General features: G+C 69.8%; 20 protein-coding genes. 11 read left to right on the top strand and 9 right to left on the bottom strand.

Annotated elements, in window-relative coordinates:
- Positions 1–17 precede the first annotated feature (17 nt).
- From tnpA to Pth03_RS26120, 3 genes are read left to right on the top strand one after another with little or no spacing between them, the layout of a single operon-like run.
- Positions 18–281, top strand: a complete 264-nt coding sequence (tnpA, locus tag Pth03_RS26130) for an IS200/IS605 family transposase (RefSeq protein ID WP_239119370.1) — start codon at positions 18–20, stop codon at positions 279–281.
- Positions 274–1,458, top strand: a complete 1,185-nt coding sequence (locus Pth03_RS26125; RefSeq protein WP_203947037.1) for an RNA-guided endonuclease InsQ/TnpB family protein — start codon at positions 274–276, stop codon at positions 1,456–1,458. The genes tnpA and Pth03_RS26125 overlap by 8 nt, the downstream gene beginning before the upstream one ends.
- Positions 1,436–2,296, top strand: coding sequence for a YobF C-terminal domain-containing protein (locus Pth03_RS26120; protein WP_203947036.1), 861 nt, complete (start codon positions 1,436–1,438; stop codon positions 2,294–2,296). The genes Pth03_RS26125 and Pth03_RS26120 overlap by 23 nt, the downstream gene beginning before the upstream one ends.
- 51 nt (positions 2,297–2,347) lie before the next feature.
- On the opposite strand, the gene Pth03_RS26115 is transcribed toward Pth03_RS26120, so the two are convergent.
- Positions 2,348–2,734, bottom strand: a complete 387-nt coding sequence (locus Pth03_RS26115) for a spore germination protein GerW family protein (RefSeq protein ID WP_203947035.1) — start codon at positions 2,732–2,734, stop codon at positions 2,348–2,350.
- Between the two features lie 135 nt (positions 2,735–2,869).
- Between Pth03_RS26115 and Pth03_RS26110 the strand changes: the two genes are divergently transcribed.
- Both Pth03_RS26110 and Pth03_RS26105 read left to right on the top strand, forming a co-directional pair.
- Positions 2,870–3,211, top strand: a complete 342-nt coding sequence (locus Pth03_RS26110) for a DUF5713 family protein (protein ID WP_239119369.1) — start codon at positions 2,870–2,872, stop codon at positions 3,209–3,211.
- Positions 3,212–3,581: 370 nt separating this feature from the next.
- Entirely contained in the window at positions 3,582–5,675 is a 2,094-nt protein-coding gene (locus Pth03_RS26105; RefSeq protein ID WP_203947034.1) for an acyltransferase family protein, read from the top strand.
- Between the two features lie 61 nt (positions 5,676–5,736).
- Here the strand turns inward: Pth03_RS26105 and Pth03_RS26100 are convergent, their stop codons facing one another.
- Together Pth03_RS26100 and Pth03_RS26095 are read right to left on the bottom strand one after the other, a co-directional pair.
- Positions 5,737–6,879 (bottom strand): helix-turn-helix domain-containing protein, encoded by a 1,143-nt coding sequence (locus tag Pth03_RS26100; protein ID WP_203947033.1) that lies wholly within the window; start codon positions 6,877–6,879, stop codon positions 5,737–5,739.
- On the bottom strand, positions 6,872–7,732 hold the full coding sequence (locus Pth03_RS26095) for a hypothetical protein (RefSeq protein ID WP_203947032.1): 861 nt from the start codon (positions 7,730–7,732) through the stop codon (positions 6,872–6,874). The genes Pth03_RS26100 and Pth03_RS26095 overlap by 8 nt, the downstream gene beginning before the upstream one ends.
- A gap of 201 nt (positions 7,733–7,933) precedes the next feature.
- On the opposite strand from Pth03_RS26095, the gene Pth03_RS26090 reads away from it, so the two are divergent.
- The 3 genes from Pth03_RS26090 to Pth03_RS26080 all read left to right on the top strand — a co-directional run bounded on the left by Pth03_RS26090 (position 7,934) and on the right by Pth03_RS26080 (position 10,089).
- A complete protein-coding gene (locus Pth03_RS26090; RefSeq protein ID WP_203947031.1) occupies positions 7,934–8,317 on the top strand; it encodes a hypothetical protein in 384 nt (127 codons plus the stop codon).
- Between the two features lie 134 nt (positions 8,318–8,451).
- Positions 8,452–9,330, top strand: a complete 879-nt coding sequence (locus Pth03_RS26085; protein WP_203947030.1) for a class I SAM-dependent methyltransferase — start codon at positions 8,452–8,454, stop codon at positions 9,328–9,330.
- A gap of 54 nt (positions 9,331–9,384) precedes the next feature.
- On the top strand, positions 9,385–10,089 hold the full coding sequence (locus Pth03_RS26080; RefSeq protein ID WP_203947029.1) for a TetR/AcrR family transcriptional regulator: 705 nt from the start codon (positions 9,385–9,387) through the stop codon (positions 10,087–10,089).
- Here Pth03_RS26080 and Pth03_RS26075 read toward each other — a convergent pair.
- The 3 genes from Pth03_RS26075 to Pth03_RS26065 are packed head-to-tail and all read right to left on the bottom strand — an operon-like array spanning position 10,053 to position 13,360.
- Positions 10,053–11,018 carry an aldo/keto reductase gene (locus Pth03_RS26075; RefSeq protein ID WP_239119368.1) on the bottom strand — a complete coding sequence of 322 codons (966 nt, stop codon included), beginning with the start codon at positions 11,016–11,018 and terminating at the stop codon, positions 10,053–10,055. The genes Pth03_RS26080 and Pth03_RS26075 overlap by 37 nt on opposite strands.
- Before the next feature lie 2 nt (positions 11,019–11,020).
- Positions 11,021–12,535 carry a glycerol kinase GlpK gene (gene glpK / locus Pth03_RS26070; RefSeq protein WP_203947027.1) on the bottom strand — a complete coding sequence of 505 codons (1,515 nt, stop codon included), beginning with the start codon at positions 12,533–12,535 and terminating at the stop codon, positions 11,021–11,023.
- A gap of 57 nt (positions 12,536–12,592) precedes the next feature.
- Complete coding sequence (locus Pth03_RS26065) at positions 12,593–13,360, bottom strand: IclR family transcriptional regulator (RefSeq protein ID WP_203947026.1); 768 nt, start codon at positions 13,358–13,360, stop codon at positions 12,593–12,595.
- Positions 13,361–13,667: 307 nt separating this feature from the next.
- Here Pth03_RS26065 and Pth03_RS26060 point away from each other — a divergent pair, with 307 nt between their 5' ends.
- The 3 genes from Pth03_RS26060 (at position 13,668) to Pth03_RS26050 (ending at position 17,859) form a co-directional block, all read left to right on the top strand.
- Complete coding sequence (locus Pth03_RS26060) at positions 13,668–14,507, top strand: MIP/aquaporin family protein (protein WP_203947025.1); 840 nt, start codon at positions 13,668–13,670, stop codon at positions 14,505–14,507.
- Positions 14,508–14,575: 68 nt separating this feature from the next.
- Entirely contained in the window at positions 14,576–16,084 is a 1,509-nt protein-coding gene (gene glpK, locus Pth03_RS26055; RefSeq protein ID WP_203947024.1) for a glycerol kinase GlpK, read from the top strand.
- A 35-nt stretch (positions 16,085–16,119) separates the two neighbouring features.
- A complete protein-coding gene (locus tag Pth03_RS26050; RefSeq protein ID WP_203947023.1) occupies positions 16,120–17,859 on the top strand; it encodes a glycerol-3-phosphate dehydrogenase/oxidase in 1,740 nt (579 codons plus the stop codon).
- 76 nt (positions 17,860–17,935) lie between these two features.
- Here Pth03_RS26050 and Pth03_RS26045 read toward each other — a convergent pair whose 3' ends face one another.
- From Pth03_RS26045 to Pth03_RS26035, 3 genes are all read right to left on the bottom strand, one after another.
- A complete protein-coding gene (locus Pth03_RS26045; RefSeq protein WP_203947022.1) occupies positions 17,936–18,796 on the bottom strand; it encodes an aldo/keto reductase in 861 nt (286 codons plus the stop codon).
- A 114-nt stretch (positions 18,797–18,910) separates the two neighbouring features.
- A complete protein-coding gene (locus Pth03_RS26040) occupies positions 18,911–20,188 on the bottom strand; it encodes a 2-oxo acid dehydrogenase subunit E2 (protein ID WP_203947021.1) in 1,278 nt (425 codons plus the stop codon).
- A 12-nt stretch (positions 20,189–20,200) separates the two neighbouring features.
- Positions 20,201–22,381 (bottom strand): dehydrogenase E1 component subunit alpha/beta, encoded by a 2,181-nt coding sequence (locus tag Pth03_RS26035; protein ID WP_203947020.1) that lies wholly within the window; start codon positions 22,379–22,381, stop codon positions 20,201–20,203.
- Positions 22,382–22,435 lie beyond the last annotated feature (54 nt).

The following is a 22,435-nucleotide window of genomic DNA, read 5'->3' as shown; positions in this document are numbered from 1 at the left end:
CGAGTGGCGGGGAGATCGTGGCGCTTGAGGTGATGCCCGACCACGTGCACGTGTTCGTCAAGCCGCACCCGAACAACTCACCGTCGTACATGGCCAACCAGTTCAAGGGTTTCACCTCCCACCACCTGCGCGGCGAGTTCGGCCACCTGCGTTTCCAGCTCCCCACGTTGTGGTCGCGGTCGTACTTCGTGGCCATGGTTGGCGCGGTGTCCGCCGAAACAGTGCGGCGTTACCTCGACACGCAGGACGAGCGGCCGTCCAAGGGGAGCGGGCGTGCGTAGGTCTTACAAGTTCCTGCTGCGCCCGACTCGCCGCCAGCAGATCGCGCTGGCCGCGTGCCTGGAGGATCACCGGGAGCTGTACAACGCGGCGTTGGAGCACCGTCGCACGGCTTACCGCAAGGCGGGCGTGAGTGTCCGGTACGGCGACCAGTCGGGGGAGTTGAAGCACATCCGCTCCGACGACCCAGACGGACAGGGCCGGTGGTCGTTCTCCTCCCAGCAGGCCACCTTGCGCCGCCTGGACAAGGCGTTCGCGGCGTTCTTCGCCCGAGTGAAGGCTGGCCGTACCCCGGGGTTCCCTCGTTTCAAGGGTCGCGGCTGGTTCGACACGGTGGAGTGGCCGAAGGACGGCGATGGCTGCCGGTGGGACTCCCAGCCCGAGCATCCGACCGCGACGTATATGCGGTTGCAGGGGATCGGGCACGTCCGGGTTCACCGGCATCGGCCGGTGCTGGGCCGGGTGAAGACGATCAGCGTAAAGCGGGAAGGCACCCGCTGGTATGTGATCTTGTCCTGCGACGAGGTTCCCGCCCGGCCGCTTCCTGAGACGGGTGCGGTCATCGGCCTGGACATGGGTGTGGCCTCGCTGGTCACAACCAGCGACGGTGAGCACTTGGCCAACCCGCGTCACCTCGCTGGCTCGGCTGGGCGTCTTGCGGTGGCTCAGCAGGCGCTGGCCCGCAAGAAACGCGGGTCGAAGCGGAGGCGTAAGGCTGTGGCCCGGGTGGCCGCCCTGCACAGCAAGGTGCGGCGTCAGCGCCTGGACGGTGCGCACAAGGCCGCCCTCACGCTGGTCGCCGCGTATGACGTGATCGTGCACGAGGACCTGCGAATCGCGAACATGACGCGCAGCGCGTCCGGCACCCTCGAAGCATACGGGCGGAACGTCGCGCAGAAGTCTGGGCTCAACCGAAGCATCTTGGACGCGGGTTGGGGGGTGTTCCTGACGGTCCTCGCGCACAAGGCTGAAAGCGCCGGTCGAGAGCTGATCGCAGTGAACCCTGCCAACACCTCCCGAACCTGCTCGCGTTGCGGGCACGTCGCGAAGGAGAACCGCCTTACCCAAGCCGAGTTCCGATGCCAGGCGTGCGGGCACGAGGCACATGCGGATGTGAACGCGGCTGTCAACATTCTCAGGGCAGGGCTTGCCCTTCGTGACGCTGCGGAAGCGGCGTAGCGAGAAGCCGCTCCCTTCAGGGGGCGGAGGAGTCACGCCGTTCTTCGACCCGCTCGGCTGGGACCCGCACATCGGGATCGACGTCGCACTCGGCCTGCTCGGCTGGACCTGTGAGAAGGCCGCCGGAGGCACCGCCGCCGAGGCGCTCGCCCGTCTGGAAGCCGCCTCCGTGACGGGCCCGGTCGTCGTCGGCCCCGTCGAGATGGGCCTGCTCCTCCACCAGCCCGGCTCGGGAAAGGCCATGGACGCCGACCACTGGGTCGTGGTCAACGGCGTCTCCGACGGTGTCGTACGGTTCCACGACCCCCACGGGCATCCGTTCGCCACGCTGCCCGCCCACGACTTCCTGGCGGCCTGGAACTGGCAGTCACCGACCTATCCGGCCGAGCCGTACGTCATGCGGTGGAACTTCACCCGGGCCGGGGACGTGGACCCGGTCACCGCCGTGCGCGGCTCGCTGCCTGCCGCCGCCCGATGGCTCGGCGGGCCACAGGACGACGGACAGGCTTCCTTGAGTGAGGCAGGGGCGTCCTTGGGCGGGGCCGCGGCGGCGGAACGGCTGGCCGACGTGACCGAGGCCGGCCTGGCTCGCTGGCAGGTCGACCACCTGGTGTGGTTCGCGATCCGCGTGGGAGCGCGCAGGTTGTCCGACGCGTCGGCCTGGCTTGGCACGATCGGCCTGCCCGCCGCGGCCGCGATCGCGTGGGAGCAGGCGGAGTTGGTGGGCGGGCTGCAGCACTCCTTCGTGTCGGGTGACAATGCCGCGGCCGCGGCGTCGCTCCGCCGGCTCGCCCCCACCTATGAACGACTGCGCGAGGAGATCGCCGCCCATCTGTGAGTCCATGGCGGGGCCTCCTCCATGGCTGGGGAGGCCCCGGCCGGGGTTCCGTCAGCGGCGGGCCCCCGGCTGACGTTTGGCGCGAGCGCGCATGATCGCCCTCAGGGTGAGCAACGCGACGATCGCGATCGCCTGCCCCCCGATGACGAGGCGGTTGACGTCCAGCGCCGGCTCCCATCGGACGTCGCCTCCCTTGACCACGAATGCACCCACCGGGGTGGCGGACAGCCCGAAGCCTCCGCCGGACCCTTCACTGCCGCCCTTGCCGGCGTCGCCGGTCTCCTCTGCGGGGTGCGCGGTGCCTTGTCCACCACCCCCACCTCCCGCGATCCGGACGACCGGGATGATCGTGACGTCGTCCACTGTGATCGGTTCGCCGAAGACCCGCCGCACCGTCACGTCGTCGGGGATCCGTGAGATCAGCTTCATGACGTTCATGCGTGGCCCCTTCCGCTCGGCTGGTCTCCATCGATGGTCGTTCCTGGCGCCTCGACGGGAAAGGCCCACGCGGGTTTGTCGGTGCCGCCGTGCAGGATCGGACACCGGTTTCACATCGAGAAACGGGAGATCGCGGTGGCGCTCACCAACCAGCAGACAGCCGGCCACACGTTCCTCGCGGGCATGTACGCGGACGGATACTTCCCCGATAACGTCGTCGACAAGGGGGCGGCGATCCTGCTGTGGTTGTGCGAGCGGATCGAGGCCGAGCGGCCGTCGGATCTGGCGGCGCTGTATGCGCTCACGCAGTCCGCGACGGAGGAGTTCAACGCCCTGGAGGCGGATTTCGAGGCGGCCGGCAGTGAGATCGAGACCGTCGCCCGAGAAGTGATAGCCGAGGATTTCCAATTCGTGGCCTTGGCGTATGGATTCGCGGAGGCGGATGTGGAACAGCTGATCGCCGTCCGGGATTGGTGAGCCCGGCCGTTCCCGTCATCCTGGCCGGCGAAATTCGCGGCTCGGCGCATCGGCCGTCGAATTCATGGCCGGTCGTGCTACATCGCTGCGACACGACTGCATTGACAACCGTCGTCATCTATACCAAGATCTTTTCCGTTCGGAAAGCTCCGGGTAGAGGCCTATGGAGGGTGTTTTTGCCCGGCATAAGGTCATGACGGTGTGCTCGTCTCCGGTGCTTTCGTGGCTCACGGGCGGCAAGGACCGGATCGATTTCCTCGCATTTCTCCTGCTCATGAATCCTGCCGCGAAAGCTCAAAGGCGATCGTCGTGATGCCCGCCGAGCCGAGTTGTTTGCGCGAAATCAGGATCTCGGGAGAGCGGGCCGCACATGCTGGAAACGAAGGCGATGGCGGCTGGGCCGGCCGGTCGCACGCCAGGGGCGTCTCATCGATCGCGTCTCGACATCGAGGGCCTCCGTGCGATCGCCGTCACCTCAGTAGTCCTGTGCCACAGCGGAGTCACCTTGGCCGCAGGCGGCTACGTCGGTGTTGACGTCTTCTTCGTCATCTCCGGCTTCTTGATCACCTCTGTGATGCGACGCGAGATGGTCAGCACGGGCACGATCTCCGTCCGGGGCTTCTACGCGCGACGTGCGTTGCGGCTTCTTCCGGCCTCGTCCCTGGTGGGAGTGGCGACGCTCATCGGCGCGTGGTTCTTCCTTTCCAAGATCAGGTTCACGGAGTACGCCGGCGACGCCATCGCGAGCTTCCTCTACGCGGTGAACTTCCGACTGGCCGCAGCCGGTACCGACTATCTTGCGCAGACCGCTCCCCCCTCACCGTTCCAGCACTTCTGGTCGCTGGCCGTGGAAGAGCAGTTCTATCTCGTCTGGCCGCTCGTACTCCTCCTGAGTTGGAAGGCGCTCTCGTCGCGGAGGCTGGTCTGGCTTCCTTTGGCCGTGCTGTCCGGATGCTCGCTGGCTCTCAGTGTCGTGGTGACGGGAACCTCCGCGCCGTGGGCCTATTTCGGGCCGCACACCCGGATGTGGGAGTTGGGAATCGGCGCGCTGGTCGCGCTGGGAGCTGCCCGGCTCAAAGATCTGCCGTCGGCGGTCGCGTCGGCCATGACATGGGCGGGACTCTGCGCCATCGGGCTGGCGGTGGTCTCCTTCGACGAGAACACCGCCTTCCCCGGCTACCACGCATTGCTTCCGGTTCTGGGCACGGCGCTGGTGATCGCCGGCGGGTGCGCGCCGGCCAGGTACGATGCCCGGCTGCTGCTCGCGCGCCGCCCCATGACCTGGTTGGGTGGAATCTCGTACGGCTGGTATCTGTGGCACTGGCCGATCCTGAACATTGTTCCGAAGGCGATCGGCCGACCCGCGACGACGTCACTCCACCTGGCGTTGAGCGCAGTGGCCCTCGTCGTTGCGTGGATGACTCTGCGTACGATCGAGAACCCGGTCCGGTTCCACAGCTTCTTCCGCGGTCGTCCCCTGCGAGGGCTCGCGCTCGGACTGGCCCTTTCCCTCGTCTCCACCTGCATTGCGCTCGCGGCGGCGGCACGGCCGCCCGCGATCGACTCCGGTACGCCTGCGGTGGATCTGGCGAATGCGCTGGCCAAGTCTCCCCAGCCGGAGCATCGGCTGGTCGAATTGCTCGCCTCGGCGGACACGCGTCTCCCGAGCAACCTCACGCCCGGGCTTCAGGACGTCCCGTCGGTCCGATCGAAGATCTACCAGCAGAACTGCCATGTCGGCGCCGCTGAGACCCGAGCCGTTTCGTGTGAGTTCGGGGACCCCACGTCGAAAACGGTCGTCGTGTTGTTCGGTGATTCCCACGCCGCGCAGTGGTTCCCCGCGCTCGATCGGATCGCCGTGAAGCACCGGTGGAAGCTGGTCACGATCACCAAGGCCTCTTGCAAGATCGCAGACGTCACGATCACCAAGGACGGCAAGCCGTACACCGCCTGCGACCGCTGGCGTGAGAACGCCCTGGCCAAGATCCAGAAGTTGCGGCCGGCCATGGTGATCGCGTCGTCGTCGGATGCGGGAAGCCCCGCCCGTCCGATGGCGAATCCCCTCGACGATTGGACGTCGGGTTTTCGGAGAACGCTGGATTCGCTTACGGCCTCCACCACCAGAGTGTCCGTCATCCTCGACACACCGTGGCCGAGGGGCGACGCCGTGGACTGCGCAAGCTCCTACCCGTTGCAGTTGGGCCGATGCGCGGGCCGGCTTCCGGAAGCCATCCAGGACCCGATGAAGAGCAAGGCGATCGCCGCCGCCGCCCGCGGGACGCGGGTCGACGTGGTGGATCCCGTTCGCTGGTTCTGCTCGGAGTCTGGCGCTTGTCCACTGGTGGTCGGCAACGTCATCGTCTATCGCGACGAAAGCCACATCGCCGACGCCTACGCGGAGGCCCTGGTGCCGGTGCTCGAGGGGCGGCTGCGGCTGAATAAGAAGCCGCGCACCAAGCACTAGCCGAACGCGCGTACTCAAGATCTGACGGCTCGGCCGGGCATACGGCCGAACGGGGGTGTGGTCAGGGAACGATGCGCAGGGCGGGCCGCTGGTCGGGTAGGCCGAGCAGCTCGCGCACCCGGCCGACCTGCCAGGCGAGCTGCGCCGCCAGTTCCGCCATGGTGAGGCCCGTTTCCGCGACCGCGAGGTCGAAGGCCTGGCGCACGAGCGTCGGCTGCTCCCCGGGGTAGCCGCTGATCGGCTCGGCGGCGAAGCCGGGCTGGTCGCGCAGCTCCCTGAGCCGCTGGTAGGCGCGGCCGGCCGCCGAGTCTGACAGCAGGCCGACCTCGCGGCACCGGTACAGCAGCGAGTCGACCGAGACCCCCCAGGTGTTCCTGAGCTGCGACAGCCGCCGCAGGTCGAGCCTTCGGGGCAGCTCGGGAAGGATGCTGTCGCGTGGCGTCAGCAGCTCGGCGGCGAAGGCGTCCGCCTCACGCTCCTGCTGCGTGTCCCCGGAGGCGATGTCCCCGTGGAGGACGAGGTGCCCCAGCTCGTGTGCCGCGGTGAAGCGGTAGCGGTGGATGTCGTCGAACCGGTTGGCCGTGAGAACCACGATCGGCCGGGGCAACTGCGAGGTGGAGAAGGCGTCCACCGTCGCGGCGTCCTCGTAGGGCGGGGGGAACACGACGACGATGCCGTGCGCCTCCATGTGCCGCACGATGTGCGACAGCGGCCCGGTGCCCAGCCCCCAGAGCCGGCGCAGCGCGCGGGCGGCCTGGGCGGGGTCGCGCGGCAGGTCCACCCCCGAATGCACCTCCCCACCGGAGAAGCCCGGCAGGTCGACGTGCGGGAGCCGTACCCGCTTCTCCAGGGCGTGGGTGAGCTCCCACACCTGCTCGACGAACGCCACGGCCTTGGCCCGCTGGTGTGCGCGGGTGGAGCGCAGGCTGCGGAAATGCGCCATCGACCCGTCGAGCTTGCCGTGCGGGCGGCCGGTGAGGAAGAACGCGGGCGGCACGCCGAGCACGCCGGCCAGATGGGGGATGAGCGGCGGGCGCGGCCGGGTCATGCCCGTCTCGTACTGGCCGACCGCCGCGGGGGTGACCCGGATGCGTTCTGCCAGGTCCTTCTTCGTCATGCCGGCCAGGTGCCTGGCCTGGGTGAGCCTGCTGGAGTCGAAGGCGTCGGCGACGGCCTGCGGACTCGGGTCGTTCTGGTTAGGCATCGCTTGCGCTGACCTGGTCTTCCTGTGGCGCGGTCTCGCTCTGGACGGGGAACAGTGCCGCGTTCGCCCGCTCGATCGCCGGTCGTGCGCTGATGCCGAGTCCGGGGAGCACGCCCTGGCCGAAGGGAGCCTCGGCGTGGACGGCGCCGCCTTCCGCCAGGGGCTGCGCGCCGGTGAGCGGGATCTGCTCGTGGTGCAGCCAGCGGAGCCTGCCGTAGTCGTCGACGAGTTCGGCCTCTCCCCAATACAGGCGCAGCAGCCCCGCGTGGGCGTTGCCCGCGTAGGCGATCGGGACCAGGCGGGTGTCGTCGGGCAGGTGGTCGAGCACCAGCCGGTGAGCGTCCGCGGCGGGCTCGGCGGCGCCGGGCTCGCCGAGGGACAGGTCGAGCTCTTCCTGGCGGTAGGAGGAGGCGGGGCCGAACCTTTCGAACAATTCGCGGACGAGCACGGAGATGCGGCCGTCGCTGATCCGCGATTCCAGGATCGACGTGGTGTCGTCCTCCGCGTAGCGGAAGGGCAGCAGCAGGTTGCCGTCGAGCACCACCAGCTGATGCGGCGACCGGTGCGGCTTGACGATCTGAACACCGGGTTCGTCGCGGAACTCCTCGACGATGGCCTCGTACCTTCTGGTCATCAGGGCCTGGCCGTAGGGGAATCGTTTGTCGCTGCGCGACCACCGCTGGGCGTCCTGGGCGTTGGCGACGGCCTCGATGAGCGACGCCACGACCTTCTGCCGTACGGCGTGCGCGCGGTCGCCGAAGCGCGCGACGGTCCATCCGGAGGCGGGCGCGGCGGCCTCGTGGCCGTTGTGATGAACCGACGGCTGGCCGAGGCGGGGCGAACCTGTGTGCACGCGCTACCTCCGATCCGGCTCCGCCTGTCAGGACGGCACCGCTGGCACTTCATTTCCGCGCATCCTACTCCCTGCGGGGGCTCTAGTTGATGTTGTATTTCATCGTCTCTGCCTGATCGGGAGAGCTGCCCTGAATGTTTGACCGGACATTGATCGTCTGGTCATAGATCACCTGTTCTGTGGTGCTTAGCGTTGATCTAGTTGATTTCGTATGTCTCGGGGGAGCACATGTTCATCTGCACAGCCATCGTCACCGGTGTCATGCTTGCCGCGGGGGCGGCCATGACCGCCGACCCGGCCCCCACGGCGCTCGTGCCCGCGCCCCCGCAGGGTGCGCTCGCGCAACTCTCCTGGATCGACGATCCCTTGGCCCTCCCCCCGGGAGCCATGGCGTTTCAGCGGCCGGCGCCGCGTGACGTCGTGATCGTGTGGCCTCCGGCGGACGGCTCGGTGCCGGGCAGTCAGACCTACATCCTTCCTGACCTGCGAGGGCACCAGCACGCGGAGTCGTGGTCGTCCGGCGAGGAGTGGTCCGGGCGTGGGGACGGCGGCGCGGGCGGTGGCAACGAGGGGTCCTGGCCGTAGGCCGTCCCGCCCAAAACCAAGCGACGGGGCGCCAGTGATCGATTTTGTCCCGTGTCATCGACGTGGTGGCGTTCCGCTGTGTAGTGTTATGAACGTACGTTCATGAACACTCGTTCATAACCTGGAGAGGTGTCATGCGGGGCATCGTCAACGTCGAGCAGGCCGAGGCCTGGAACGGGTACGAGGGCAACCACTGGGCCGGCAACCACGACCGCTATGACGCGGTCAACAGCGGATTCAACGACCACCTCCTCAGCGCCGCCGCCGTGGGCGACGGCGACCGCGTCCTCGACATCGGGTGCGGAAACGGCCAGGTGACGCGCCTGGCCGCGCGGCAGGCAGGCCGCGGGCACGCCACCGGGCTCGACCTGTCGGCGCCGATGTTGCGCCGGGCCCGCGAGCTCGCGGCCGCGGAAGGCGTCGCCAACGCGACCTTCATCGAGGGGGACGCCCAGGTCCACCCGTTGCCCGCAGCCGGCTTCGACGTGGCGGTCAGCCGGTTCGGAATCATGTTCTTCTCCGATCCGGTCGCGGCGTTCGCCAACATCGCTCGCGCACTGCGTCCGGGCGGACGTGTGGCCCTTCTCAGCCTGCGGGCAGGCGACGGCAGCGAGCTCGAACCCGTCTTCGCCGCGGTGCGCCGAGACCTGCCCGGCCTGGTGGGCGGCGCCCGCGAATCCGGCGCCCGCGAACCCGTAGCCCGCGAACCCGTAGCCCCAGGCCCCGACTCGATGTCCGACCCGGATCGCGTCCGCCAGGTGCTCACCGGCGCGGGTTTCACCGACGTCGGCACGAGCCCTGTCGACGCGCCTCAGGTCTGGGGCCGGGACGCCGAGGACGCCGCCGCCTTCCTCGGTGCCTGGGGGCCGGTTCAGCACATCATGCGGCAGGTGGAACCGGACGCCGCCGCACGGGCCCGCCACACGCTGACCGAGGCGCTGCGCCCCTTCGAGCAACCGGACGCCGTGCGGTTGCGCGGCACCGCCTGGTTGATCACCGCCATCCGCCCCTGACCGCCGAAGGCGGCCGGCCGGGCGACGGCGGGCGTCTCACTAGCATGTGACGTGATGTCTCCGAGAAAAGCGGCGGTTCTGCAGGCCGACGGTGGCGATCGGACCCTGCGCGAGCATCTGATCGCCACCGCAGAACGCCTCATCGCCGAGCACGGCACCGCCGGGCTGACGGTGCGCGCGATCGCCCGCGAGGCGCGGGTGGCCGACGGCGTGCTCTACAACCACTTCGCCGACAAGGAAGAACTGCTGGCGCTCGCGCTGCACGCGCACGTGCGAAGCGTCGAGCGCTCGCTGGCCGAGCCGCCCCGGCGGGCCGGGGAGGGCGACCTCGACGCGAACCTGCGGGCCTACATCGCCTACGGCGTCGCGCTGCATCTGGCGATCCTGCCTGCCTTCGCGGGCCTGCTCCATCAGCCCACGGTGCTCGCCAGGTTCGCCGGCCTGCCGAACCCCATGGCAGGCGGGCGCGGCCTGCTCGACGAGCTGGCGGAGTACCTGCGGGCGGAGCGGCGGCTCGGCCGGCTGGCGCCGGACGCCGGCGTGGAGGCCGCCGCCACGCTGATCGTCGGGGCGTGTCACCAGCTCGTGCTGCCGCGCCTGCTCACCGGTGCCCCGGCGAGCTTCGAACCGATCCCGGACGACGTCATCGACGACCTGACGCAGACGGTGCTCAACGGCATCGCCCTGCCGCCCGGCTCGGACACTTCAGGCGCAGGACCTGCTCAGCCCCACGCCAGCGAGCTGCGGCGTGACCAATAAGGCTCGGGATCCTCGGCCAGGCCGGCCAGCTCGTCTTCCAGTGCGTCGTCCCAGGTGACGGCCGCCGCCTCCAGGTTGTCGCGCAGCTGACCCGTGGTGGCGGCGCCGCTCAGCACGACGGTGACCCACGGCCGGGCGAGCGCGGCGGCCAGCGCGAGCGCGTCCGGGCCGACGCCCCGCTCGCGCGCGGCGGCCGCGAGCGGCTCGGGCGCGGCCCTGCTCGCCAGCAGGCCGTTCGCGACGCCCTCCTTGACGATCACCCCGAGACCGGCGTCGTGTGCCCGCGCCAGGGCGGGGCCCGCCGAGCGCTCCAGGAGGTTCCAGGTCGACTGCACCGTGTCGAAGACGCCGGTGGCGACCGCCTTGTCGATCGTGGCGGCCTGCCGTGGCCCGGTGGTCGACAACCCGACGGCCACGCCGTCCGCGCGCAGCGCCCGCAACTCGCCGAGCACGTCGTCGTCGTCCAGCACCCCGCTCTCCACGGTCGCGGAGTGGATCTGGTATAGCGACAGGTGGTCGCCGAGCAACGCACGCGTCTCGCCGAGCTGGCGGCGCAGCCGTTCGGCCGACAGGTCCTTGACCTCATGCCGCTCCGCGTCCATCCGCCAGCCGCCGACGTATTCGTATCCCCATTTCGAGCCGATCGTGGCCGCGCCGGGGGAGACCTCCCGGTCGCGCAGCCAGCCGGCCAGGAACTCCTCGGCCCTGCCGTAGGAGCGGGCGGCGTCGAAGTAGCGCACGCCGGCCTCCCAGGCGGCGTCGAGCACGTCCCAGCTGCGCGCCCGCATCGCCTCGATGCCGCGGTCGTCGCCGAGATCCTCGTCCCTGCCCAGGTTGATGTAGGCGGGGCGGCCGACCGCGGCGAGGCCGAGCCCGAGCGGGGTCACCGCCAGGTTCGTACGGCCGAGCGGGCGTTCAGGAAGATGCATGGTCATTCCTCGTGCGACGGCTTGATCCAGTCGAAGGTGCGCTCGACGGCCCTCTGCCAGTTGTCGTATTCCTCCGCCCGGAGCCGGGGATCCATCGCGGGGAGCCACTGGGCGGCGCGGTGCCAGTTGCGGCGCAGCCCCTCCAGGTCGGGCCAGTAGCCGACGGCGAGACCGGCGGCGTAGGCGGCGCCGAGCGAGACGGTCTCGGCGACCATGGGGCGCACCACGGGCACGTTCAGCACGTCGGCGATGAACTGCATGAGCAGGTTGTTGGCCGTCATGCCGCCGTCGACCTTGAGCTTCCTCAGGTCCAGGCCGGAGTCGGCGTTCATCGCGTCGACGACCTCGCGGGTCTGCCAGCCGGTGGCCTCCAGCACGGCACGGGCCAGATGGCCCTTGGTGATGTAGGAGGTCAGGCCGACGATGATGCCGCGCGCCTCGCTGCGCCAGTGCGGGGCGAACAGCCCGGAGAAGGCGGGCACGATGTAGCAGCCGCCGTTGTCGTCGACGGAGCGGGCCAGCGTCTCGATCTCCGGGGCGGTGCCGATCAGCCCGAGACCGTCGCGGATCCACTGTACGAGCGCGCCGGTGATCGCGATCGAGCCTTCCAGGGCGTAGACGGCCGGCTGGTCGTCGATCTGGTATCCGACGGTGGTGAGCAGGCCGTGGGTGGACCTGACCGGTTCGGTTCCGGTGTTGAGCAGGAGGAAGCTGCCGGTGCCGTACGTGCATTTGGCCTCGCCGACGGCGAAGCAGGTCTGCCCGAACAGCGCGGCCTGCTGGTCGCCGAGGGCGGCCGCGATGCGCACGCCGGGCACGACGCGTGTGGCGACGCCGTACGTCTGGATCGAGGGGCGGATCTCCGGCAACATGGCGCGGGGCACGCCGAAGAAGTCCAGCAACGTGTCGTCCCAGCTCAGGGTGTTGATGTTCATCAGGAGCGTGCGGCTCGCGTTGGTCACGTCGGTGACGTGCACACCCCCGTCGGGGCCGCCGGTGAGCTTCCAGATGAGCCAGCTCTCCATGGTGCCGAACAAAACGTCGCCCCGTTCGGCGCGCTCTCGCAGGCCGGGGGTGTGGTCGAGCAGCCAGCGGATGGTCGGGGCCGAGAAGTAGGTGGCGACGTGGAGGCCGCAGAGTTCCTCGACGATGTACGCGTCGGGGCGGCGGGCCAGTTCCTCCACCAGCATGTCGGTGCGGGTGTCCTGCCAGACGACGGCCCGGGTGACGGGGATCCCGGTGTGTCGGTCCCATAACACCGTCGTCTCCCGCTGGTTGGCGATGCCGACGGCGGCCACCTGGCCGGGGCCGACCCTGGCCTGCGCGAGCGCCTTCGGACCGATCTGCTCCAGGTTGCGCCAGATCTCGGTGGCGTCGTGCTCCACCCAGCCCGGCCGCGGGAAGTGCTGTTTGTGCTCGCGCTGCGTCACCGACACCAGGCGGCCGCCGTGGTCGAAGAGGATGCAGCGGGTCGAGGTCGTTCCTTGGTCGATGGACATCACATAACGCTCAGCCACGGTGTCCTACCTCTGTGTCAGGCGGGCAGCGGATTTCACCGGGTTCTCCGAGCGAGATCACCAGCGAGGGGCTCCTAGATCGCGCGACACGGCCCGCGCGGCGTCGCGCACGAAGGTCACGAGATCGAGCCGAGGACGGTTGTGCGGATCGCAGATCCGCTCGACGGGCCCGGAGATCCCCATGGCGCCGACGACCAGGCCGCCGTATCCGCGGATCGGGGCGGCCACGCTCGCCTCTCCCACGGTGGTCTCCTCGACGTCGGCGGCCCAGCCGACCTCGCGGATGCCGGACAGGGCGCGCGTGAGCTCCCTGGTCGTACGGATCGTGCGGCGGCTGAACTGCTCGAGGTCGCCGTCGGGCACGGCCGCGGCGGCGTTGGCGTCGTAGGCGAGCAGCACCTTGCCCATGGCCGTCGCGTGCATGGGCAGCAGCATGCCGACGTCCAGCGTCTGGAGGGTGTCGTCGGGCCGGAAGACGTGGTGGACCACCAGCAGCTTGCCCTGCAGATGCGTTCCGATCCGCACGGCCTCGCCACTGCGGGCCGCGAGTGCGTCGGCCCAGTTGATCGCCCGGGATCGCAGCTCGTTGACGTCGAGGTAGCTGGTGCCGAGGTGCAGCAACGCGGCACCGAGCTGGTATTTGCCGGTCGCCTCGTCCTGCTCGACGAATCCGACGAGCTGGAGGGTCCGCAGGATGCCGTGTGCGGTGCCCCGGGCGAGGCCCAGCGAGTTGGCGATCTCACTGAGGCCGAGCCGTCCCGACCCCTGGGCGAGCAGGCGCAGGATGGCGGCGGCTCGCTCGATGGACTGAACTGGACCAGGCATGGGGCGGATCGCATCTCCGACAACAAGTGTTCGACAGTGCCGACGCGGGATCATGGCGTGAGGTTTTACCTCACCGGGTTTCCTTCGATGAACGACCGGCCGGGGCGTTATAGACGGAAATGAAGTGGCCCGCGTCACGCGACGAGCCTAATACGGACCAGTGGGCCTGACCAGTGTTCGACATTGTCGACAGTCATTCGTTGACCTGTCTCACAACGAAGCTTAACGTCCCGTGCATCCCCCTGTAGGGGACCACCACCGCCCGCCCGCGCCCTTGACCAACGCGGGCATGGTCTTAGGAGGAGACATGGCGGAACGGTTCGCAAACCGAGGGCTGCTGGGTGAACTGGCGGCCGAATTCGCGGGCACGCTGATCCTGATCCTGTTCGGGACAGGCGTCGTCGCCCAGGTCGTCGGCGGAGGCATCGGCGACCACGACAGCATCGCATGGGCCTGGGGACTGGCGGTCGTCCTCGGCGTCTACACGGCCTCCCGTATCAGCGGCGCCCACCTCAACCCCGCCGTCACCGTGGCCCTGGCCGTGTTCAAGGGCTTCTCCTGGCGCAAGGTCCTGCCGTACACGCTGGCGCAGACGCTGGGCGCGTTCATCGCGGCCCTGGTCGTGCGCTGGAACTACAGCGAGGTCCTGGCCAAGGTCGACCCCGGGCACACCATCAAGACGCAGGGGGTCTTCTCGACCCTGCCGGGCAACGGCACGCTGCCCGTTCACATGTGGGGCGGCTTCCGCGACCAGATCATCGGCACCGCGATCCTCCTGTTCCTGATCCTCGCGGTCACCGACACCCGCAACTCCGCCCCGCTCGCCAACCTCGCCCCCTTCATCGTCGGCCTCATCGTCGTCGCGATCGGCATGGCCTGGGGCACCAACGCCGGATACGCGATCAACCCCGCCCGTGACTTCGGCCCCCGTCTTGCCTCCTTCCTGACCGGGTACGGCACAGCCTGGCGGGACCAGTGGGGAGACCTCTACTTCTGGGTGCCGATCGTCGCGCCCGTCATCGGTGGGATCATCGGTGCCGGCCTCTACCAGACGCTGGTCGGGCGATTCCTGCCGAGCGAGGGCGAGCCTGAGCCCGGGCGCACCCCGCCGCCGGTCGACTACCAGGCCGCCGCCGGCGCCAACTGAATTCCCCATCCGGCTCGAGCCGGAATCAGAACGGTGTGACCCCCAACGACACGAGAGGCAGACGCGCGATGGCCGACTTCGTCGGAGCGATCGACCAGGGCACCACGAGCACCCGCTTCATGATCTTCGACCACGGCGGGAACGAGGTGGCCCGCCACCAGCTGGAGCACGAGCAGATCCTCCCCCAGGCGGGCTGGGTCGAGCACAACCCCACCGAGATCTGGGAGCGCACACGCGCCGTCGCCGACACCGCGATGCGCGTGGCCAACCTGCACTCCTCCGACCTCGCCGCGCTCGGCATCACCAACCAGCGGGAGACCGCGGTCGTGTGGAATCGCCGCACCGGCCGGCCGTACTACAACGCGATCGTCTGGCAGGACACCAGGACCGACCGCATCGCCTCCGCGCTGGAGCGCGAGGGCAAGGGCGACGTCATCAGGCGCAAGGCCGGCCTGCCCCCGGCCACGTATTTCTCCGCCGGCAAGATCCAGTGGATTCTGGAGAACGTCGACGGCGTGCGTGAGGCGGCCGAGCGCGGCGACGCGATCTTCGGCAACACCGACACCTGGCTGTTGTGGAACCTCACCGGAGGCGTCGACGGCGGCGTGCACGTCACCGACCCGACCAACGCCAGCCGCACGATGCTGATGGACCTGGAGACCCTCCAGTGGGACGACGAGCTGCTGTCGTTCTTCGGCATCCCCCGCCAGATGCTTCCGGAGATCAAGCCGTCGTCCAACCCGGACCTGTACGGCGTCACCCGCCTGCTGGGCGGAGAGGTCGCGCTCGCCGGCGACCTCGGCGACCAGCAGGCGGCGACCGTCGGCCAGGTCTGCTTCGAGCCGGGCACGGCCAAGAACACCTACGGCACCGGCAACTTCCTGCTGCTCAACACCGGAACCGAGCCCGTGCGCTCGCGCAACGGCCTGCTGACGACCGTCTGCTACCAGTTCGGCGACGCCAAGCCCGTCTACGCGCTGGAAGGGTCGATCGCGGTCACGGGCTCGGCCGTACAGTGGCTGCGCGACCAGCTGGGCATCATCTCGGGCGCCGCCCAGAGTGAGGCGCTGGCCCGGCAGGTCGAGGACAACGGCGGGGTGTACTTCGTGCCGGCGTTCTCCGGCCTGTTCGCCCCCTACTGGAGGTCCGACGCCCGCGGCGCCATCGTCGGCCTGTCCCGCTTCAACACCAACGCGCACCTGGCGCGGGCGACCCTGGAGTCGATCTGCTACCAGACGCGCGACGTCGTCGAGGCCATGCAGCAGGACTCCGGGGTCGTCCTGGACGTGCTGCGCGTAGACGGCGGCGTGACCGCCAACGAGCTGTGCATGCAGCTGCAGGCCGACATCCTCGGCGTGCCCGTGTCCCGGCCGGTCGTGGCCGAGACCACCGCGCTCGGCGCGGCCTACGCCGCCGGCCTGGCCGTCGGCTTCTGGAACTCCACCGAGGACCTCAAGCGCAACTGGAACGAGGCCAGGCGCTGGCAGCCCGAGTGGAACGACGAGCAGCGCGAGCGGGGGTACGCGGGCTGGACGAAGGCCGTGACCCGCACGCTCGACTGGGTCGACGTGGACTGACACCTTCCCTCGAACATTGAGGAGCTTTGAACGCGATGTCTGAAACTTCGGGGCCATCTCGGGGGACCGCCCTGGGGCCGCGGTACCGGTCGGCCGCATTGCGCGCCCTCGGCGAGCAGGAGTTCGACCTGCTCGTCGTCGGCGGCGGTGTGGTGGGAGCCGGTGCCGCGCTCGACGCGGTCTCGCGCGGCCTGTCGGTCGCGCTGGTGGAGGCCCGCGACCTCGCGGCCGGCACCTCCAGCCGGTCGAGCAAGCTGATCCACGGCGGCCTGCGCTACCTGGAGCAGTTCGACTTCCGGCTGGTCCGCGAGGCGCTCAAGGAGCGCGGGCTGCTGGTCTCCCGGCTGGCACCCCACCTCGTCCGGCCGGTCTCCTTCCTGTACCCGCTGCGCCACCGGGTCTGGGAGCGGTTCTACATCGGCGCCGGCATCACCCTGTACGACACGCTCGCCGGGAAGTACGGACTGCGCAGGCACCGCCAGCTCACCCTGCGGCGCACGCTGGAGAAGGCTCCCGCACTGCGCAGGGACGCGCTCGTCGGCTCCATCGAGTACTACGACGCGCAGGTCGACGACGCCCGGTTCACCATGATGGTCGCCAAGACCGCCGCGCAGTACGGCGCCGTGGTCACCACCAGGACACCGGTGATCGGCTTCCTGCGCGACGGCGACCGGGTGGCGGGCGCCCGCGTGCGCGACCTGGAAAGCGGTGAGGAGATCGAGGTCAGGGCACGGGCGGTGGTCAACGCCACCGGTGTCTGGACCGAGGAGCTCCAGCGCATGGCCGGCGTGGCCGTCGCGAGGACGCCCGCCGAGCAGGTCTCCGTGCGCGCCTCCAAGGGCGTGCACCTCGTCGTGCCGCGCGAGCGGATCAGGCTCGACACCGGCTTGATCCTGCGCACGGAGAAGAGCGTGCTCTTCGTCATCCCGTGGGGCCCGCACTGGATCGTCGGCACCACCGACACCGCGTGGGACCTGGACAAGGCCGAACCCGCGGCCACCCACGCCGACGTCGACTACATCCTCGACCACGTCAACGCGGTGCTGAACACGCCCCTGACCCGCGACGACATCGAAGGCGTCTACGTGGGCCTGCGCCCGCTGATCGGCCAGTCGGGCGCCAACACCGTCAAGCTGTCCCGCGAGCACGCGGTCACCCGGCCGGTCCCCGGCCTCGTGATCGTGGCGGGCGGCAAGTACACGACGTACCGGGTCATGGCCCAGGACGCGGTCGACGCCGCCGTCGAGGAGCTGGGCCACCCCGTACCGGCCTCGGTCACCGAGCGGGTGCCGATCATCGGCGCCGACGGATTCGAGGCCGTGCGCAACAACAGGAGGCGGCTCGCCGAGCGGGCGGGCATTCCCGTCAGCCGCGTGGAGCACCTCCTGGGGCGGTACGGCTCACGCGTCGAGGAGCTGATCCAGATTCTCGAGGCGGCGCCGGGCCTGGGTGATCCGATCCCGGGCGCGGAGGGATATCTGAAGGTCGAGGCCGTCTACGCGGCCACGCACGAGGGAGCGCTGCATCTGGAAGACGTCATGGTGCGCCGGACCCGCATCTTCATCGAAGAGCGGGATCACGGGCTCGCCGCGTCTCAGGAGATCGCCGAACTCCTGACCCCGGTGCTCGGCTGGGACGCCGACACCGTGAAACGGGAGATCGCCGACTACCGGCAGCACGTCCAGGCCGACGAGGCGGCACAGAGAGAGGAGGACGACGCCGCGGCCAACGCCGTACGGCTGCGCGGGCTCACGTCATCGGAAGCGATGAGCTGACCCGCGGCCGGGATGCGAAACGCCCGGCGATCATGCGAGAGGGCGTGATCGCCGGGCGTTTGGTATGCGCGGTGGCTCAGCTCGCGTCGAGCCTGCTCAGTTCGTCGGCCGACAGCTTGAGGTCGGCGGCCTTGACCGAGTCCTGGATCGTCTCCGGCCGCGAGGAGCCCGGGATCGGGATCACCACCGGGGCCTTGGCCAGCATCCACGCGAGGCACACCTGCTGCGGGCTCACGCCGTGCGCCTGCGCGACCTCGGAGAACGCGGAGAACCGCGAACCCAGCTCACCGGCTCTGGAGATGCCGCCGAAGGGGCTCCACGGCAGGAAGGCGATGCCCATTTCGGCGCACAGCTCCAGCTCGGGCTCGCTCGACCGGAAGGCCGGCGAGAACTGGTTCTGCACGCTGACCAGGCGGCCGCCGAGGATCTCGTTCGCCTGCCGGATCTGGTCCGGGTCGGCGTTCGAGATGCCCGCCATACGGATCTTGCCCTCGTCCAGCAGGTCGCGGATGGCGCCGACCGAGTCCGCGTACGGCACCCGCGGGTCGGGGCGGTGGAACTGATAGAGCCCGATGGCGTCCACGCCCAGCCGCTTGAGCGAGGCGTCCGCGGCCTGCTTGATGTACTGGGGCGAGCCGTCGACGGTCCAGGAGCCGTCGCCGGGGCGGAGGTGCCCGCCCTTGGTGGCGACGAGCACGTCGGAGGTGTCGCCGCCGTAGCTCGCCAGCGCCCGTGCGATCAGCGACTCGTTGTGGCCGACCTCGTCGGCGTAAAGGTGATAGGCGTCGGCGGTGTCGATCAGCGTGACGCCCGCGTCGAGGGCGGCGTGGATCGCCGCGACCGAGCGCGCCTCGTCCGGCCGTCCTTCGATCGACATGGCCATGCCGCCCAGGCCGATCTCACCGACTTGAACGTCACCGATGTGGCGGGTCTGCATAAGGAATCCCCCCAAGCTTGACGCGGTTCCGTGGTCCTCCTGTCGGCGGATAGTCCGCGCGGCAGAAATCCGCTCGACAGAGGATTTGTTTACCCGATCGACCTTAGCGATGTCTCAGGCCAGGATTCGCAGGGGGTTGTCCAACAGAGAGAGCAACGTGCGCATCCATTCCGCCGCCACCACCCCGTCGACCGGCCGGTGGTCGACCGACAACGTCACCCGCATCACGGTGCCCACCTGGAGCCTGCCGTGCTTGACCACCGGCTCCTCCCGGGCGGCCCCGACGGCCAGGATCGCCGAATGCGGCGGGTTGACGATGGCCGCGAACTCCTCCGTGCCGTACATGCCGAGGTTGGTGACGCTGATCGTCCCGCCCTCCAGCTCGTCCTGGCGCAGCCTCCCGGCCTTCGCCCGCTCGGCGAAGTCTCTGACCGCCGCGGAGACGGCCGTGACGGTCATGTGTTCGACGCCCCTGAGTACGGGAGTGACGAGGCCGCGATCGGTCGCGATCGCGACCGCGACGTCGGCCGTGGAGAACGACCGGACCGCGTCGGGCGTCCAGATCACGTTCATCTCCGGCACGAGGAGGTGCGTGGCCGCCACCGCCTTGACCACGAGGTCGTTGACCGACACGCGGACCCGGGCGCCGTCGTTGAGCCGTTCGCGTAGGCGCAGCAGCCTGCCCGCCTCGGCCGTGCCCCGCAGGTAGAAGTGCGGGATCGTCTGCTTGCTCTCGCTCAGCCGGGTGGCCACGGCCCTGCGGATCCGCGAGTGGGGGATATCGGTGTATCCGGCCGGGCCGGCCGTACGGGGTGCGGGGGCCGTCACCGGAGAGGAAGGCGCTGGCGGAGCCGCCTGGGCGCGGCTCGCGATCGCGGCCTCCACATCCCTGCGAATGATCCGGCCGTTCGGCCCGGTGCCGGTGATCTGCTCGTACGGCAGGCCGGCGTCCCTGGCCATCCGGCGGGCGAGGGGGCTGGCGAAGACGCGCCCGCCCGTGCCGTTCGCCGCGGGAACCTCCGTACCGGCCGTAGGGAAAGGCGTGGCTATGGGCGCGGCGGCGGGGGCCGGGGCGGCGGCGGGTGCGGGGGGCATCGCGGGGGTCGCCACGCCGAGTTCGGCGAGCAGTGCGGTCAGGTCGGCGATCTGCTCCCCGGGCTCGCCGATGACCGCGATGGGCGCGCCGACCTCGACCCCGGCGCCTTCGGGGACGAGGGTCTTGAGGATCACGCCGGGCGTCTCGGCCTCGATGTCGGCCACCGCCTTCTCGGTCTCGACCGTGGCGATGACGTCGGCGGCCGCGAACGGGGTGTTCTCGGCGATCGGCCATCCCTGAAGGACGGCCTCGACCGCGTTCGCGGCGAGTTCGGGCATGCGCAGGAGCTTGGCCATGTCCAGGACCTCTCAGTACGCCGTGATCTCGGTCAGCTTGGCGGCCACTTCCTCGTGCCTCGCGATGGCCGCGCGTTCGAGGACCTTGCTGATGCTGGGAGAGGCCTCGCCGCCGGTCACCCGCTGCACCGGCTGGTCCAGCCAGTCGAAGAACCTGCGCTGGATCTCATCGGCCAGCCAGCCGCCGTACGACGTGCCGAGCGCCCCCTGCTCGGCGATGAGCACGTTGTTGGTCTTCCTGATGCTCGCGCCGATCGTGTCCCAGTCGATGCTCGCCCGGTCGAGCCAGCGCAGGTCGATCACCTCGGCGTCGACGTCACCGAGGGAGTCGACCGCCTCGAGCACGTAGGCCGTCATCGCGAGGTAGGAGATCACGGTGAGCTGCGATCCCGTTCTGCGCACGGCGGCCTTGCCGACGGGGATGCAGTAGTCGAAGTCGTCGGCCGGCCCTTCGCCCGTCGAGGTGTACAGGTCGACGTGCTCCAGGACGACCACCGGGTCCTTGCAGCGCAGGGCGCTGTTCATGAGCCCGACGTAGTCGAACGGGGTCGAGGGGGCGACGATGCGCCAGCCCGGCGCGGTCGCGAAGATCCCGGCGGGGTCCATCGAGTGCTGCGAGCCGTATCCCGTGCCCATGGCGACCTTGCTGCGCAGCACGAACGGCACGTCGCCGTCGCCGCCGAACATGTGCCTGGCCTTGCCGATCTGGTTGAACAGCTGGTCGGCGGCCACCCACATGAAATCGGCGTACATGAACTCGACGACGGGGGTGAAGCGGCCGTCGAGCGCGATGCCGCCGCCGAGCCCGGTGAAGGCGTTCTCGCTGATGGGGGTGCCGAGCACCCGGTCGGGGTGGGCCTGCTTGAGCCCTTTGGTGGCGCCGTTGGTGCCGCCGCCGAGCCGGTGCACGTCCTCGCCCATCACGACGATCGACGCGTCGGTCTCCATCCGCCGCGCCATCACCCGGGCGACGGCGTCGATGAACTTCACCTCGGCGATCTCGCCGGTGAACCAGTCGCGGTCGGCCATGCGGGCCCCGGCGAACTCGGACAGATCACCGCGCACCCCCACGTCGGCGAAGGCGGGGTCGGGCCACTCCTGCGGCCTGATCCTGCGCTGCCCGGGCTTGCCGCCGGGAAGGGGTTCGAGGAGGGTGCCGCCGATGTCGTCCATCAGCGCCCTGGCCCGCGCCGTCGTCGCGTCGATCTCCTCCCGGGTGAGGATGCCCCGCCGGACGAGGTGGGCGGTCAGCTGCGTGATCGGGTCGCGGTCGCGCCACGCCCGCTCCTCCTCCTTGGTCCGGTAGCCGAACGCGCTGCCGGGGAAGGGGCCGTTCTGGTGGAAGTAGCGGTAGACGTCGGCCTCGATCAGCGCGGGGCCGTCGCCGCCGCGCATGTGGGCCAGGGCCTGCCGCATGGCGAGGTGGACGGCCAGGGGGTTCATGCCGTCGACCTTCCAGCTGGCGATCCCGAAACCCGGGCCGCGCGCCGAGAGCCGCGGCTCGCCGGTGACCTCCTCGACGTTGGTCGACACGGCGTAGCGGTTGTTCTCGATGAAGAAGCACAGGGGCAGGCGCCAGGCGGAGGCCAGGTTGAGCGTCTCCAGCGTGGATCCGATGTTGATCGCGCCGTCGCCGAAATAGGTGACCGCGACGGCGTCGGTGCCGGCCTGGCGGTGCGCCCACGCGGACCCGGCGGCGAGGGGGACGCCGCCGCCGACGATGGCGTTGGTGCCGATGGCGCCGGCCTCCTTCCACTGCAGGTGCATGGATCCGCCGCGGCCGTGGCTGAAGCCGCGGTCGAGGCCGCAGATCTCCGCGAGGCTGCGCAGCAGCACCGCCCTGACTTCGGCGGAGAAGTCCTTGGTGGGGTCGATCCCCTTCGGCTCCACGTGGCCGAGCGCCTTGGCCACGAACTGGTGGTGGCCCCGATGGGAGCCGTTCACGGTGTCCTGGCTGGTGAGCGGCAGGATAGAGCCGACCGCGCCGCCCTCCTGCCCGATGCTGGAGTGGGCGGGGCCGTGGACCAGGCCCTCGCGGGCTAGGTCGAGGACGTATTCCTCGAAGGTCCGGATCAGCACGAGCTGGCTCAGCATCGACGTGAGCAGGCCGGGCTCGGCTGCGTCCCAGTCGGAATCGGTGGCGACGACCTCGACCCATGGCGCCGACGGCTCGAGTCGGTGGTGCTCGGTCATGGTTCTCCCATGCAATCGTTCGCAGAGAACCAAGGGTGACACAAAGTGGATCCA

The sequence above is a fragment of the Planotetraspora thailandica genome (assembly GCF_016863335.1).
Taxonomy (GTDB): domain Bacteria; phylum Actinomycetota; class Actinomycetes; order Streptosporangiales; family Streptosporangiaceae; genus Planotetraspora; species Planotetraspora thailandica.
Note: the sequence above shows the minus strand (reverse complement) of the source record. Positions and strands in the feature narration are given on the sequence as shown.